Source organism: Sinanaerobacter chloroacetimidivorans (genome assembly GCF_018128545.1).
Taxonomy (GTDB): Bacteria; Bacillota; Clostridia; order Peptostreptococcales; family Anaerovoracaceae; genus Sinanaerobacter; species Sinanaerobacter chloroacetimidivorans.
This window is the reverse complement of the sequence record NZ_JAGSND010000010.1, coordinates 108789-124905: the sequence shown is the minus strand read 5'-3', so window position 1 is coordinate 124905 and position 16117 is coordinate 108789. Positions and strand designations below refer to the sequence as shown.

The 16117-nt window shown below is 43.6% G+C and carries 10 protein-coding genes; all 10 read right to left on the bottom strand.

Annotation, left to right across the window (positions count from 1 at the left end):
• Positions 1 to 66: 66 nt before the first annotated feature.
• The gene (locus tag KCX82_RS14765; protein WP_227019259.1) at positions 67 to 1632 is read right to left on the bottom strand and encodes a PucR family transcriptional regulator; all 1566 of its coding nucleotides are present in this window, start codon (positions 1630 to 1632) and stop codon (positions 67 to 69) included.
• A gap of 64 nt (positions 1633 to 1696) precedes the next feature.
• Positions 1697 to 3721 (bottom strand): ATP-dependent zinc metalloprotease FtsH, encoded by a 2025-nt coding sequence (ftsH, locus tag KCX82_RS14760; RefSeq protein ID WP_227019258.1) that lies wholly within the window; start codon positions 3719 to 3721, stop codon positions 1697 to 1699.
• A gap of 69 nt (positions 3722 to 3790) precedes the next feature.
• On the bottom strand, positions 3791 to 5257 hold the full coding sequence (gene tilS / locus KCX82_RS14755) for a tRNA lysidine(34) synthetase TilS (protein ID WP_227019257.1): 1467 nt from the start codon (positions 5255 to 5257) through the stop codon (positions 3791 to 3793).
• A gap of 82 nt (positions 5258 to 5339) precedes the next feature.
• Positions 5340 to 6170, bottom strand: a complete 831-nt coding sequence (gene speE, locus KCX82_RS14750) for a polyamine aminopropyltransferase (protein ID WP_227019256.1) — start codon at positions 6168 to 6170, stop codon at positions 5340 to 5342.
• A gap of 281 nt (positions 6171 to 6451) precedes the next feature.
• Positions 6452 to 7312: an AraC family transcriptional regulator gene (locus KCX82_RS14745; protein WP_227019255.1), complete on the bottom strand. Its 861-nt coding sequence runs from the start codon at positions 7310 to 7312 to the stop codon at positions 6452 to 6454.
• A gap of 157 nt (positions 7313 to 7469) precedes the next feature.
• Positions 7470 to 9659, bottom strand: coding sequence for a collagen-like triple helix repeat-containing protein (locus KCX82_RS14740; protein WP_227019254.1), 2190 nt, complete (start codon positions 9657 to 9659; stop codon positions 7470 to 7472).
• 216 nt (positions 9660 to 9875) lie between these two features.
• Complete coding sequence (locus KCX82_RS14735; protein WP_227019253.1) at positions 9876 to 11711, bottom strand: SpoIIE family protein phosphatase; 1836 nt, start codon at positions 11709 to 11711, stop codon at positions 9876 to 9878.
• A gap of 163 nt (positions 11712 to 11874) precedes the next feature.
• Positions 11875 to 12669, bottom strand: a complete 795-nt coding sequence (locus tag KCX82_RS14730) for a TatD family hydrolase (protein WP_227019252.1) — start codon at positions 12667 to 12669, stop codon at positions 11875 to 11877.
• Positions 12670 to 12800: 131 nt separating this feature from the next.
• Entirely contained in the window at positions 12801 to 14717 is a 1917-nt protein-coding gene (gene metG / locus KCX82_RS14725) for a methionine--tRNA ligase (protein ID WP_227019251.1), read from the bottom strand.
• 164 nt (positions 14718 to 14881) lie between these two features.
• Complete coding sequence (locus KCX82_RS14720) at positions 14882 to 16102, bottom strand: CynX/NimT family MFS transporter (RefSeq protein WP_227019250.1); 1221 nt, start codon at positions 16100 to 16102, stop codon at positions 14882 to 14884.
• Between the last annotated feature and the right edge of the window lie 15 nt (positions 16103 to 16117).

The following is a 16117-nucleotide window of genomic DNA, read 5'->3' as shown; positions in this document are numbered from 1 at the left end:
AAAGTGCGTTAGCTGGTCATTAGGAGGAGAAGCGGATCATTGTTCAATACTCCCTAGACTCCCAAGTTATAATTTCTTCGTAATTTTTTCAATCCTTTCGATAGCCAGAGCAACCGTCAGACCCGGCATAATGGTAGTACCCATCATATCGGCCTGCAGAATCTCTTTAATCCTCTTTAAACGGTATTGAACCGTATTGGTGTGAATGCCCATCATATTTGCCGTTTTGGAGGTATTCATCCCCGCATCCAATACAAAAATTTCAAGGGTTTCCAGCAACTGCCTTCCTTTTCCCTCTCCGACAATTTTAAAAGGCTCAAGCAAATCCATATAGTTCTTTTTTACAGAATCATTCTTAATAGAAATATTAATGCAATTACTTGCCAGGGCAAGTTCATATTTTGTAAACAGATTCTTGTGAGGGAAAATATTTTTTATAAACGTCCAGCTTTCATTGATAAGCTGATAGGCATCCGCCGAACCTTCTATTCCTTCTACGTTGGTAACATGGAATATGGTTTCGGCCCCGGCCCCCTGAAGCTCCTGATATAATGAAACAGCGGATTCTCTGGTTTTGGATTTCTTCTTTTCCAGAATCATTCCCCAGACCTCGTCCCCCTCATGGATTTTCAATACCTCATAGCCTGTCTTTTTTTCAAAGATGGATATTTTTTTAAAGCAATCATCCTTTTCCAAACCTTCTATGCTGAAGACGCTGAGAATTTCCTTTCCCGCCACTTCCGCTTCCTCTTTCAGGCTGTAAGCGAGACTTCTGTTCCCACGCCTTAGCGCCTTTAGAAAATCTGCCTTTGCATCCTTTACAGGGCTGAATTTCCACATACCTATGGCAATCTCTACAATCTCAGCCAGTTTGGTTATTTCTCCCGGCGAATAGGAATCTTCATTATCTACAATGAACATGTAGTGCTTCTCACCGTTGATCAGCACCGGCCCCCAATAGGTTAAGGCTCCGTTGATATCGATTTTGGTATATACCATAGATTTATTTACATCACGTTCAATTCCTGCACGTATGGCTTCGGCTATGGTGGTTCGATATCTTGTCTCTACGGAAAAGATCGGATTAAAATCTTCGCTCAATATGACAAGCTGGAAATTGTTATTAATGGCCGCTTCCCTTGCCGCAGACTGGAAGCTGCTGTGTTTTTCAAAATTCAGCAGATGATAAATGGTATTGCTGATGAGACGGTTTCCAAAATTATCTCCGTATAAAACCTTTTCCATTACCACATTAACAATATCGGAGAAGGTGATTTGGGCATCACTGGGCAGGCAAATGACAGGCAGATCCAGCCGGTCGGCAAGGGCTATAATGTTTGGGTTCACTTCCCGAAACATGACTCCCATGGGGAGCAGCACCAAGGTAGCTGCTCCGGCCCCGGAAAGATCCTCAATCATCTTCAGCCGGCTCTCGAGGGGTTTTTCCTCAAAGGAAAAAGCAGCAAGAACCATTTCATCCTCTTTATACATCTGCGATTGAATCTGGCCTGATTGATCCGGTTCTAAAAAAGAAACAGCGCTGACTCTATTGTCAAGTCCTGGCTTTCCAGCCAGAATTCTTGCTTCTTTAAAAGCCGGAAGTGTAAGACAATCTCTTACCGTTACCTTCATTTTTCACTTCACCCCATTGTTAAAGGGACAAGTAACAAGACCTGCCCCCCAAAGTTAACTTTATTTACTTTCTGTCCTCATCATCCTCATCGGACACGGTATCTTCTTCCGAATCCTCCGTCATATCTCCGCCTTCTTCATCCTCCGATTCTTCCAGCTGATCAAGGTCATCATTCTCTGCCAGTGCTTCTTCCATTTCAGCTGCTTCTTTTGCATTGGCCTCTTCTATAGCCAGTTCCAGATGATGAACTTCTTCAATTAATTGTTTTGAAGTTTTTTCTCCGGTAAACAACGCTTCGAACTGCTCGCCATCCAGAGTTTCAATTTCCAGCAGTGTTTTGGCCACGGTATGAAGCTTGTCAATATTCTCTGACAGCAGTTTTTCTGCGGTAGCAAAGGCATCTTCAATAATGGTTCTGATTTCTTCGTCGATTTCCGATGCCATTTCCTCAGAATAATTTTTTCTGGTAGAGAAATCCTTACCCAGGAATACTTCATCAGAGGAGCTGTAATTGACAGGACCAAGCCTCTCACTAAAGCCGTATTTCGTTACCATGGCTCTTGCAATCTCGGTGGCACGCTCAATGTCATTGCTGGCACCGGTACTGATGTCGTTCAAAGTAAGCTTTTCCGCCACTCTGCCGCCAAGCAGATGAATGATCTGCTCCGTCATGGTAGTTTTTGTTGCATAATATTTATCTTCCTTAGGAAGGATCATGGTAAAGCCTCCAGCCCGTCCTCTCGGAATGATGGTTACCTGGTGTACCGGATCCGTGTTAGGCATCATTCTTGCCACAAGAGCATGGCCTGCTTCATGATAAGCCGTTAACTTTCTTTCACTCTCGCTGATAACTCTGCTCTTCTTCTCAGGTCCGGCAATGACCTTCGTAATGGCTTCTTCTATTTCATCCATACGAATTTTTCTGCCGTTTCTTCTGGCTGTAAGCAATGCTGCTTCATTTAGCATGTTTTCAATATCAGCCGGAGTGAACCCCGGTGTCCTTCGTGCAAGCACCTTGGGATCCACAACTTCATCCAGCGGTTTATTTCTGGAATGTATTCTGAAAATAGCTTCACGTCCCTTAATATCGGGAATACCGATCACTACTTGTCTGTCAAATCTGCCCGGTCTTAATAAAGCCGGATCAAGAATGTCCGGTCTATTGGTTGCTGCAAGGATAATAATCCCTATATTTTCACCAAAACCATCCATTTCCACCAGCAATTGGTTTAACGTCTGTTCTCTTTCATCATGGCCGCCGCCTAATCCGGCACCTCTTTTTCTTCCTACCGCATCAATTTCATCTATGAAAATGATACAGGGAGAGTTTTTCTTGGCCTGTTCGAACAAATCTCTTACTCTGGAAGCACCGACACCTACAAACATTTCTACGAAATCTGATCCGCTGATGCTGAAAAACGGTACTCCGGCCTCTCCGGCAGTTGCCTTGGAAATATAGGTCTTACCGGTACCCGGAGGCCCTACCAGCAGGATTCCCTTCGGTATCCTGGCTCCCAGGCTGTTATATTTTTTCGGATTTTTCAGGAAGTCTACAACTTCCTCCAATTCTTCCTTTTCTTCATCCAGTCCTGCCACGTCGGCAAAGGTAACCCTTTTCAGGTCATCGTCCTTATGAAGCTTTGCTCTGCTTTTCCCGAAGGACATAACCTTTCCACCGCCGCCCTGCCCCTGGTTCATAAAGACAAACCAGAAAGCAATCAATATTACAACCATGATGATGGTTGGAAGCAAAGTCACGATCCAAGGAGTGGTTTTCGGTTCGTCACTTTTTACATCGATCTTCCCTTCTTCCATCTGAGGGAATACATACTGTTCGTTCAAAATGTTAATTTCAAGAACAGACGGAGCGTAGGCAACGATTTTTTCACCGGATTTTAAGGTTCCGTTCAGCGTTCTGTCCACAATCGTAAGTTCTTTCACTTTCTCACTTCTTACGGCATCGTAAAAATCAGAGAAGGTAACTTCTTTCACTTCCTGTTCCGGCACTCCTTTATAAAACCAGGCCATGGCCAGTACAAGAGCAAAGATCACTACATATATTCCTAAGTTTTTCACAACTCTATTCAATGTTTTTTGTTCCCCCTTTTCGGATTCTGTCTCATTATTCTTTATGCATTGCAGCATTTTGTCATTTTATCATTTTTTTGAATAAAATTCAAGCAAAATCATGTGTTTCGTATGGTTTTGAATCTTGTAATTCTCGCTGATCCGATATCCGACGATCCATATAATTTCCGACCCCAGACAAAGCAGCGGAATACGATCTCTGTTTTCTTTTTTAATCTTTGCATCAACAAAAAAATCTTGGAGTTTCTTTTTACCCTTCATTCCAAGGGGTACTATATAATCTCCCTCTCTTCTTGTTCTCAGTATCAAACGGCAATGACTTTTTTGTATTTCGTCATAACTCATGCTGCAAGAGAAAGAAGTACTATCCAAGGTCTTTCTTTCAGAATTTACATTTTCCCATTCCTTTCTTCTTAGAATTCTTACCCCGATTTCTTTATTTAATTCATGAATTTCAGTAATACCATTCATATTTATGTCATATTCGAAACTTTCATCCCAATTGTCCCTTTTTTTATAAAATTCCGCCGACCCGTAGGAAATTTTCATCACATAATCTGAAGAAAATTCTGCAACCGATGAGGTTTTTCCATCCAGCAACAGCTTATCCGCCTGCTCAAGATGAATGGCTGAAATATCTCTGTCCAGCCCAATGCTTTCAAAGAGCTTCATGATAAGTCTGTGCCTGAGTGCCGGATGCTGCTCCCTTAATACTTCTACGGGAAAGGAAACAGAATCTGCACAATCCCTGCCTTCAGACCGGATTTTCTCGCAATGCCGGAACATGAGCTCTTCTATCCTTTGAGAAAAAAAGTTCTTATCTTCCTTGGCAATCCTGGAAAGACGATTGATAGCCTCCATCACATTGCCATTGAAATTTTCCTGGATATAAGGCAGCAGTTCCAAACGGATTTTATTTCGCGTGTAGATGGGCTCCAGGTTGGTAAGGTCAATTCTGGGATTTAAGTTGTTTTCTTTGCAGAAAGCTTCGATTTCGGCCCGAGAAACATCCAGCAACGGTCTGATAATCACAGCTCCGCTTCTGTCTTTTCGTTTATACTCAATTCCGGCCAGTCCTTCGGTGCCGGTCCCTCTCATAATTCTCATCAATAAAGTTTCTGCCTGGTCGTTCAGGTTCTGGGCAACGGCGATTTTTACCGGTACACCGTTTTTTTCAGAAACAGATTTTGCTTCCTCAAAAAAAGATTGATATCTCACCTGTCTTCCGGCATCCTCACTGGAAATCCCCTTTTCCTTTGCAATACGATTTACATCGTAGACATCCACCCTGCAGGGAACCCCAAAACGGTGACAAAGCTCCTCCGCATACCTCTGATCTTCCTCCGCGGCTCCCGGTCTGAGCTGATGGTTGATGTGAACAGCATGAAGAGATAGTTCAAATTCCTCTTTCAATTGATTCAGAATATAAAAAAGGCACACCGAATCCGGGCCTCCTGAGAGTCCCATCACGATGTGCTCACCTTTTTCAATCAGGTTGTTATGAAGAATTGTATTTCTGACTTTATTGATAACCATGCTATTATTATAGCACATTTTTCCTAATATCAATACGCTTTCTTCCGGCCTTTCTACCTTGGGGTTTCATAAAGGCTGTTGCTTATTTCAACAATTTGCTGACGTATTTAGGAACCTGGAAGCTTGCCTTATGTGTCTCTGTAGAATAGCAGCGGGTTTCAAAATCCGGTACTCTGTCAGGAGAAGGCATCATTGGATCATATTTCTTTGATCCAATGGTAAAGCAATGCAATCCGCTCGGATAGGTAGGAATATTTGCCGTATATAAACGGGTAATGGGATACAAGGCGTTTACGTCCTTCTGAATCCTTCGGATCAAATCCTGATGATAGAAGGGAGATTCGGTCTGCTGTACAAAAAGGCCGTCTTCTTTCAGTGCGCCGTAAATTTCTTTATAAAAATCATAGGTGAAGAGTTGTTCTCCGGGACCAACGGGATCGGAACAATCCACAATAATCACATCGTATAGTCCTTGTGCCTCTCTCATATGCTTAATTCCATCTTCAATTTTCAAAGAAACCACACTGCTGTCCTTCAGTGTATGATTCCATTCAGGAAGGTAATTTTTGCAGGCTTCGATGACCCTCCCGTCAATATCTACCCACTGGGCCTTTTCCACACTGCTGTGCTTGATGACTTCCCTCATGCTGCCGCCGTCTCCGCCGCCGATAACCAATACCGACTTTGGATTAGGATGAGTAAACATCGGTACATGTACGATCATTTCGTGGTAAATAAATTCATCAAAGGTTGTAGTTTGTATTACGCCGTCCAGAATCAGCATCTTTCCGAAATATTCCGTTTCCAGTATGGCAATGTCCTGAAATTCCGACTTTTCCGCATACAGAGTTTTTTTCACCCTACAGGAGAAGTTTACATTTTCATTTTGTTGTTCGGTAACCCAAAGTTCCATTTCTTTCAGCCTCCTTTAGCTCAATTTTTCTTTCGTTATTGTCTGCGTTTTTCTGGAGCTTATTCGTTGGCATTTTACAGCCGCTGTGGACCCAGGTTGCAGCAGAAATCGTTCATTTGTGACTTCCTTGCATAAGTTCGCAATTTTAATATAACAGTTTGATATGATATCACTATATAAAGTTGGTTGCAAGAGATAATAAAAAAAAGTGGCCGTATCTAAAAATTATTTTAGACACAGCCGGTTTCATAACAATCCTGACAATAAAAAAATCGTCATTTCTATTTTTTCTTCACTACCGGAAGCCAGACCTCCGACCTGTATTCGGAGGATTGCTGATCTCCCTCTGTGTACAGTTCAATATCCGGTGCATCTGCGTATTCATAGCCTGACGTGGGCAGCCACTCGGTTACGATTCTCTTCTGAAGTTCCTGTATCGCTTGGGGCATAGGCCCTATGCATTCAAAGACAGCCCAGGTTGCCGCAGGGATCTCATATTCCACCAAGCCCTCCGGCGTTGGAATATCCGTAGCCACTGCTATATAATAATCAAAATCCTTGCCGTTCATACAAGTGCTCACTCCCAGCAGGCCGAAGGGCGGCTGGTTCAGCAGTTCAAGTATCTGCGGGATCCGTCCCTCCGCAACGGTTTCCTGCCAAAATAAAGGTACCTCGCGAAAGCTTTCTTCCAAAGCCATGTCCATGTGTTTTTTAACACCGACTATTCTAAATGCATTCTTGTTTTCAATTTTGTAGTTCATTTCTACATCTCCTTTGATCGAAATTGAAAAACTGATGCGTGGATATGCTTTGAGAGAAATCCCTTCCAATCTTGCTGCTGACGGGCTGACGCCATGCACGCTCTGAAAAGCACGATTGAAGGAAGTCGGAGAATCATAGCCGTACTTCAATGCCAGATCGATTATTTTTTCACCTGTAGTCTGTAAATCAAAAGCAGCAGCAGTCATTCTTCTTCGCCGGATATATTCGGACAGCGGGATCCCCGCGATATAAGAAAACATCCTTTGAAAGTGAAAGGTAGAACAACAGGCAATCTGAGCAGCATGTTCGTAGCTGATAGTCCCGTTCAGATTCTCTTCCAAATAATTGATCGATTGATTTAGTCTCTCAAGCCATTCCATAACATCACCTTCCTTGAATCAAAGCTTATCATACGGCAAGCAGGTCATCCTCTCATTTGATGCACAAAAAAGTAAGATGACCTGTTTTCGTTATTTATTCTATCATAAAAAAGTGGTATTTTATACCTTGGCTTTTTCTGTCCCGGTCATTTCATGATCACACATTAACATTGCCCTGCAGATCAAAAGCAGCAAGGGTCATACCTGGAGGTGCATCATTGGCATAGCCCACCGGGAAATTGGGATCCACCGTATCCGTAGGTCTTCCCCAGGGTGTCGCAATGTTGAAAACATTATTATACACCTTAATTTGGCCGTTGCCCGGAACAAAGCTTCCTCCTGCACCGCTGTAATATACCGCCAGCCTCTCTATATTAGGATTTACAATGGAATTGTTTTCAATCAAAATTTCATCCATGAGTGAATAATTTACTCTTGCGAATAAAATGACCGAACTTCCTGATCGATCCTGGTGGTCAATTACATTATCGGTAATGATCAAGCTGGTGTTACCTGCAAGATGGGGGAAGAAATTCACAAACTGGGTAAATCTCTCCATGGTGTTTCCCATAACATTGATTACTCCTGAAGTTGTATAAGACACCAGATTCGGTTCCACTACAATGGCACCTACGCTGGTGCTGTTCCCTGTGAAGGTATTGTTAAGCAGATTCGTAGTTCCTCTGACAAGCTGTAGCCGCAACGCTTGAGTATTTACAGCATTATGAATAAACTGCGTATCTTCAATGGTCATATTTTGAGCCCAGAGATATCCGCTTCTCACAGTACCCTCTACAATGCTGGAGCGCAAATTAAAATTGTTATAAAGATCAATAGGAAGCGAGGATTTTAATACCACTCTGATTACTGCATTATCTGCAGTTAACGTCCGGTTGCTGATCAAGTGCAGATTCTCGACAGTGATATCATCTGCCATGATCTGGACTGCATCTAAAGTTACGGCAGGATTAAATATGATTTGCGGCAGCGGTTCCGATTCACCCAGTAAAGTAAGTGATTTGGTGATATTAATTTGTGTGGCTACATTATACGTTCCTCCCAATATATGAACAGTACCTCCAGCCGCAACAGCGGTAATTCCTTCTTCAATGGTTCCAAAAGGATTTGCGATGCTTCCATCACCGGAGACAGCCCCTGCCTCGACCCAGATATTTTCAGGGTCAACGGTATGAGTAACGGCATAGTCCAAAGCTGCCTGCACACCCAAAACCGTAAAATAGCCTATTGTAGGACGATTATCCAGAAGAAATTGCAGCACTTCGTCCTGGGCCCCGGCGCTCATCATATGGAAGGCAGAAAGATCCAGACCAAGCAGTGGGTCCTCTATAGCCAATCTCATTTCCGCAGTCGTCATAGCTGCATTTACAGCTTGCAGTGATGCTGGAATTACTGGTATCTCACTGATTTTTAGAATTGTGACGGAAGCATTCACATTGGTCTGCGTTCCACCCGCCATGTTCTGTAGATTTACACTTGACAAACTGGTATGATTTCTGATGCTTAAAACATCACCCTCATTCGCTGCAATCATCACCATTCCCGGATTCGGCTGGGTCAAGTCCCCGGATTCATAAATACCGCCCGGCACTTCCATACCGTTCTGAAAAAGTGCAAATTGATTGGCTTCTTCCGCAGCAACCAGGAACCAAACGGAATAGATGCCATCACTTCCGACTACGATCTCATCGGTATTGACAATATGATCAAGTCCCAGCAAGGCACCATTTGCATTAAACAAAATGTTCTCTTCTACCGGCACTGTTTGGATGCCTGTATTGTAAATATACGCATACTCTACGGTAAAGGCACCTCCGGTTGGGCCTGTTGGGCCTGTGTCCCCGGTTGGCCCTGTTGGGCCTGTATCTCCTGTTGGTCCGGTGGGCCCTGTATCTCCGGTAGGTCCTGTTGGCCCGCTCCCCTGCAAATCATCCTGAACAACAACGAGAGCTGCTTTCAACGGCACGACTACCGAATAATACAAAATGTTATTACTTGCGTTTATAAGCGATACGATTACAGGGGCAGCTGAAACTTCAATAATGCCCATACCGGTAACTTCACCTGTTTTGACCGGTGAATTTCCCTCCAAGAAATCTCCTTGTGACGAGGATAAAGCAAATACGGCTCCTATTGTAGAAAAGGTGGATTGCGTTGCAACCCACCAATTAATCATATATCTGCCTGTTTCATGAAAAGTAATGACTCCGGTGGTGGTGTTGTAACTGATATTTCCAGCCGAAAATACGGTTGTTTCAAAGATTACATTTTGTCCGACAGCAACTGTTTCAGCAGTGCTTCGTTCAATTTGAAGAGCGATATCGCTCATAATAATTCCTCCAATTTTTGCGTCAGCGTTAAAACGCTGTTCGTCTAAAGTATAACTCCATTTCTTTTCTCATGGTTTTATCATAATCAATATATGATGATCTGTCCTTTTTTGTTTCGTCTTGGCTGTATGGTTATCCGAAAAACAGAAAAGGCGATAAATGAATTTCCAATTCGAAAAATATCATCTATCGCCTTTATTAATTTTTATAATCGTTTAATTTACTACGGCAGTGATTACCGTCATATCATCTTTTTCCTTAAGTCCATACCGTTCTACAGCTTTATTGATGATCAAGTCCGCCATAGTCTGAGGATCTCTGGAACGAATATTTTCAATTGCTTCTTTGATCCAGTCCATCTGTGCATCGGTTCTGTCAGCATCGGTGATTCCATCTGAAACGATAATGATTTCATCACCTCTTCTTACCTGGAGTTCAATATTGCTGATCCGAATGCTGTCTACAATGCCCATTGGGAGTGCGGAAACTTTTATGGCTTCCACCTTGTCACCCCTTTTAACGAATGTTGCTGCCGCCCCTATTTTAAATAGTTTTAACTTTCCTGTGACTTTATTGAATACTCCCAGATCCACTGTTGAGAAAATTTCTTCCGTGGACTTGAAAAGCAGCAGAGAATTAATGGTTCTTAGTGCCAGCTCCACATCAAAGCCTGCTTTCATTAAATTATACAGCGAAGTAATGGTTAAGGCGCTTTCTCTGGAAGCATTCCTGCCCTTTCCCATACCGTCGCTTAACGCAATCATAAATTCTCCGTCTTTCAGATCCGCACAGACGTAGCTGTCCCCCGAAACGTTATCCTCTTTGGCGTAACTTGAAACACCGACCTTGATCTGATATTTCTCCTTAGGCTGCATAATGGTGGCCGTAGAAACCGTAAGCTCCTCCATCATGGTTCTTATCACCTTTGCCATACCTCGGAACTGCATGGAGATAATGTTGCTTCTGTTCTTTGTATCACTGTAAAGAACTGCCAGCTTTTCAAAGGTTTCCAGATATCCCCCCAGCATAATTTTCATGCGATCCTTGGCAAGAAGCTCATAGTAAATATGATCCTGCCTGATTCTGGCGAAGACCAGTTCTGTCTTATTCATCAAGGATTGAGGAAGAAGGGCAAAAACACCGGCTGCCAGCAGCGGATCATAGATGGAAATGTAGAGCTCAGGATATCCTTTTATCAACCCGAATGCCAGGCATACTGCGGCAAAGCAAACAGCTGTAACCACACGGTTGAGACCTTTGAAAAAGCCTGCCACCATTCCGGCGCAAGCAAAGATTCCAATAATAGCAGGGGAACCGGAGGATACAATCATAACCACAATTCCCGAAGCCACCCCAGCACTGCCGCCTTCCATCACCCCGATTTTATATCCGATAAAAAGTGTCAGAAACAGTGCCCCAAGGTATAGCGGAGAGAACACCCAGATCGATTCGATACCTATACCTCCAAGAAGCATGGTGATCACTACTGTAGTGGCAATAACACTCTCTGCGATAGAGCTCTTATTCTTCACTTCTTTATCAATGAGTCCGTAGAATATATAGAAGATGTAGACGAATGCCAAGATCAAAATCGCTTCAACAAACATCATAAAGACATCATAAACAAATACCAAAGGAGACAGGAAATAATAAATGGACTTGGCCAGTACCATAACACCGGCAGCAATAAAAGCTCTCATGACAATACTGATCTTTATTTTGTTCAGCAGGAAAAATCCAATTCCGCATACCAGTACGGCAATGGCATCCCCCCACAAGTCATAGCCTGTCCCATAATTCGTCAGCAGTCCGCCCAGTATAATAGGCAGGGTGTAGACGTTGGCTCTGCCTTTACTCATCAGTACCGTAATCAAAGCAATCCCGCATGGGAATATGGCATAAAACAAGGATACTCTTCCCAGTAAAAAGGAACTTGCTACAATCAAGATCACTCTGGCGTAATCGTATGCAGCCACCTTTGACACAGTGCGAGAAGTTTTAGCTCTTTTACTAAAGAACGTATTTCGTACATTTTCTAATAGTAATTCCATCACAATCACCCCTTTTTTTTAGTATAAATGGTACCGTTGGGTAGATTTGTAACTTCTTGTAAGGGAAATGATGAAATTTCAGTCATGAACCTCTAGCTTTCCGCAAAAAAAGCTCCGGTTCTTTTCAAACCGGAGCGAATATTGTCGCTTTTCCCCTATTCTTTCAATCAATTCCGAAGAATCTTTTCGCATTTTCGCAGGTGATGCGGGCCACCTCTTCATAAGAGATTCCCTTAATTTCCGCTACCTTTCTGGCCGTATATTCTACGTAAGGCGGCTGGTTTGTCTTCCCCCGAAAGGGTTCTGGTGTAAGATACGGGGAGTCTGTTTCGATGAGAAGATGTTCCATGGAGACTGCTTCAACAACCTCGATCCCTTTTCTTGCATTTTTATAAGTAATAGGACCGGCAATGGATAGGGTGGCACCCAGCTTTACATATTGCCGGGCAAGTTCTTTACTTCCGGAGTAACAATGAAGAAGAACCTTTGCATCTCCCGACAGATTCCTTCTTTCATTGCTAAAAGCGCCTTCTTCCTTTAAAATTTTCATCACATCATCATTTGCATCCCGATCATGAATGACAATGGGCATGGAAATCTCCAAGGCCAATTGAATCTGTTTGCGAAACCAATATTGCTGGACCTCTTTTTCCGAATGATTATAGTAATAATCCAGCCCGATTTCACCGATAGCCCTGACCTTGGGTTTTTTCGCAAGACCCCTGAACATTGCCAGCGTTTCCTCATCCATGGTCTTGGCATCGTGGGGATGACAGCCTACAGCAGCATAACACCAGGGGTATTGTTGTGCATGCTTCACTGCCATGGCTGAACTGGCCAGGTCAAAGCCAATGTCCATAACATAAGACATGCCGGCCTTTTCTATGGCCTCGATGAGCTGATCCCGGTTTTCATCGTAACGCTCACTATTTATATGAGCATGGGAATCGAATAACATGTTGAGGTTCCTTTCATATAATTCATATACGCTAACCGGATGGCTGCGGTTATTGAAGAAAAGCCTTGAGCAGTTTTTCAAGATAACAGCAAACCGTCGGTTAGCTTTTAAATATTTTTAATAGAATACAACTAGTTGACCGAATTCCCATTCTCCGCATCAGTCGTCACAAAAGCCAATTTTTCACCGTTATCGGCAAAGAGAATCATCCCTTTTGATTCTTCCCCTCTCAGACTGATGGGCTTCAGGTTGGCCACGACGATGACCTTCTTGCCTTTCATCTCTTCCGGTGTATAATATTTTGCCACGCCGGATACGATCTGGCGGGTATCCGTTCCGATCTTTACCTGGGAAACCAACAGTTTATCTGCCTTGGGATGCTTTTTGCATTCCAGGATTTCTCCTACCTTCAGGTCAATTTTCTCAAAATCTTCGATGGTAATTTCTGGTTTGAATTCCGTAGGCGCTGCTTCCGGTTCAGCAGGCTCGTCTTTCAATGCAGCCAGCGCTTCCAGCTCCTTTTCAATATCAAGTCTTGGGAAAATCGGATCACCTTTCTTCACCGTTTCCCCGCTCATCATGTTAAATCGGAACGCATCCTCCCATGCTACATCAGCATACCAGATGCCCAGCTGTTTTCTGATTTCTTTTGAGGTCGTATGCATAAACGGATAAATAAGAATGGATATAATCCGGATTGCTTCTGCCAGATTATGCAGTACCGTATCCAGTCTGTCCTTTGTGGATTCATCCTTAGCTAATACCCAAGGCATGGTTTCATCTATATATTTATTGGTTCTTCTTACTACGATCCAGATTTCCTCCAGAGCCTGACTGAAGCTGAATCGATCCATGCAGGCTTCCACCTTATCCGCAGCACCTAATGCAACCGCTTTTAAATCTGCATCGAATTCCCCTTCCCCTTTGAATGGAGGAAGCGTCCCACCGTTATATTTTTCGATCATGGCGACGGTTCTGCTTACCAGGTTTCCAAGGTCGTTAGCCAGATCAAAATTCATGCGGTTTAGCATCACTTCGTTGGTGTACAATCCATCCTGTCCAAAGGTATACTCTCTCAGCAGGAAGTACTTCAAAGCATCTACTCCATAACGTTCAATGAGTTTTACAGGATCAACGATATTTCCTCTGGATTTTGACATTTTACCGCCCTCCAGAAGAATCCAGCCATGACCCAGGACTTTCTTTGGAAGAGGAACATCCAGAGACATCAGCATAGCAGGCCAGATGATGGAATGGAACCGTACAATCTCTTTTCCAACCAAATGGACGTCACATGGCCAATATTTATCAAATTTTTCCGGCTCATCAGGATATCCGAGAGCCGTAATATAGTTTGAAAGAGCATCCAGCCAAACATAAATGACATGTTTTTCATCGATGGGCACCGGGATCCCCCAGTTAAAGGAAGATCTGGAAATGCATAGATCTTCTAGTCCCTGTCTGGCAAAGCTCAGCATTTCGTTTCTTCTGGTATCCGGCTGCAAAAATTCAGGATTATTCTCGAATAAATCGATCAGCCTGTCCTGATATTTGGAAAGTTTGAAGAAGTAGGCAGATTCCTTCGCCTTCTCTACCGGTCTTCCGCAGTCCGGGCATTTCCCCTCTTCTATCTGGGTTTCTGTCCAGAAAGCCTCACAGGGAGTGCAGTACCAGCCTTCATATTCCCCTTTATAGATATCGCCCTTTTCGTACATTTTCATAAATATATTCTGAACTCTTTTAATATGCCGAGGTTCTGTGGTTCTAATAAAATCGTCATAGGAAATCTCCATGGTTTTCCATAATTCTTTAATACCCTCTACGATTTCATCCACGTGCTGCTGCGGAGACATCCCTTTTTCATCAGCTACTTTCTGTATCTTCTGTCCATGCTCATCCGTTCCGGTCAGAAACATGACATCATAACCGGCAAGACGCTTAAAACGTGCCATGGCATCAGCCATTACCGTGCAATAGGTATGTCCAATATGAAGATTGGAGCTTGGATAATAAATAGGTGTTGAAATGTAATAGGTTTTCTTCGTCATTCTTTTTTCATCCTTTCGTGCCCGGGTTCGTATAGCAGCTCGCCCAATTTGCGAATCAAATTGTTGGCGAACTTATGCAAGGAAATCACAAATCTTCGATTTGTAGATTTCCACTGCTGGGAACCGGCGGCTAAATTACCCTATAGTATAACATACATCGTTATTTAATTAAATAGCTTCTCCTTTTTTGATGCCAGTATTCCAACGATAAGCATCATAACGGCCAGCCCTATAAAAAGTATAATGACAAAATTCCAGGAATGGACCTTATCATAAAGCACACCGCATAAAGTGGGGCCGATGGCAGCCAATGCGTAGCCCACGGATTGCATCATTCCCGAGAGGGAAGCTGCTTCTTCGGCATTATCGGCTTTTAAGCCCGCCATAGCCATGGACCAGGCAAAGCTTGCAGCACCGCCATTTGCAATCAATAGAAGAGCAAGCATGGTGAAGGGGACGGAAGGCCGATACAAAAGCATCGCCAGCCCCAGTACACAGAAAATCCCTGACCCCAGCGCTACGGGTTTTTGGCTTTTCAATTTAGCGGCCATGACAGGGGCAAGAAAGGAGGCTGGAATACCAATCAGTTGAAACCATAGAGCCATATATCCCGTAGTTTCCGGTTCCATGCCCCAGCTCTGCAAAATGGAAGGAATCCATGCAGTCAGGGAGTAAAAGTTAATAGACTGCAGGCCCATGAACAAAGTGATATACCATGCCAGCGGCGACTTCCAAATACTCTTTTTCTTATGATTCTGCCCAATTTTCCGATTTCTCTTTCGTGCAATCTCTTCTATTCTGTCATCTTCCCCCAGGCTCCTGTGCGGCAGCCAGCTTAAAACAGCGAGGAAGGCTACTCCCGACCAGACGAGCAAGACCCTTTCCCAACCCAATCCGGATTCTGCAAGGGGATAGCTGATTCCTGCTCCAATAGATGCAAAAGCAGCCATAGCTGTGATATAGATGCCGGTAACGATTCCAATCTGCTGGGGAAACTTTAGTTTTACGATACTGGGAATCAGCACATTTCCGACACATATTCCGATGCCTACCAATGCGGTGCCCATGAGCAAGCCCGCAATACCGGCATATGACCGGATTACCCCTCCAAGAACGATCAGAAGCAATCCGGCCATCATGGTCTTTCCCAATCCAAATCGGACATTGAACCACGATACCATTGGAGAACAAACAGCGAAAGTAATCAGGGGAAGGGTTGAAATAAACCCTATAAACCCATTGGTGGCGCCTAAACTCGCGCCCATCAGCCCCGCTAACGGTCCAATGGAGGTCATTGGTGCCCTCAGCGAAAAGCTGATGCATATGATTGCTGTCATGAAAAGCCAGCCGCTTTTTTTTGAATTTTGAAATTCCGGTCTGCCCATAAGGAAATTACCTCT

Coding starts and splice junctions, on each gene's coding strand:
- speE (WP_227019256.1), bottom strand. CDS start 6,170: ATGGAACTTTGGGTTACCGAACAACAAAATGAAAATGTAAACTTCTCC.
- tilS (WP_227019257.1), bottom strand. CDS start 5,257: ATGGTTATCAATAAAGTCAGAAATACAATTCTTCATAACAACCTGATT.
- KCX82_RS14745 (WP_227019255.1), bottom strand. CDS start 7,312: ATGGAATGGCTTGAGAGACTAAATCAATCGATCAATTATTTGGAAGAG.
- KCX82_RS14735 (WP_227019253.1), bottom strand. CDS start 11,711: ATGGAATTACTATTAGAAAATGTACGAAATACGTTCTTTAGTAAAAGA.
- KCX82_RS14765 (WP_227019259.1), bottom strand. CDS start 1,632: ATGAAGGTAACGGTAAGAGATTGTCTTACACTTCCGGCTTTTAAAGAA.
- metG (WP_227019251.1), bottom strand. CDS start 14,717: ATGACGAAGAAAACCTATTACATTTCAACACCTATTTATTATCCAAGC.
- KCX82_RS14730 (WP_227019252.1), bottom strand. CDS start 12,669: ATGTTATTCGATTCCCATGCTCATATAAATAGTGAGCGTTACGATGAA.
- KCX82_RS14740 (WP_227019254.1), bottom strand. CDS start 9,659: ATGAGCGATATCGCTCTTCAAATTGAACGAAGCACTGCTGAAACAGTT.
- KCX82_RS14720 (WP_227019250.1), bottom strand. CDS start 16,102: ATGGGCAGACCGGAATTTCAAAATTCAAAAAAAAGCGGCTGGCTTTTC.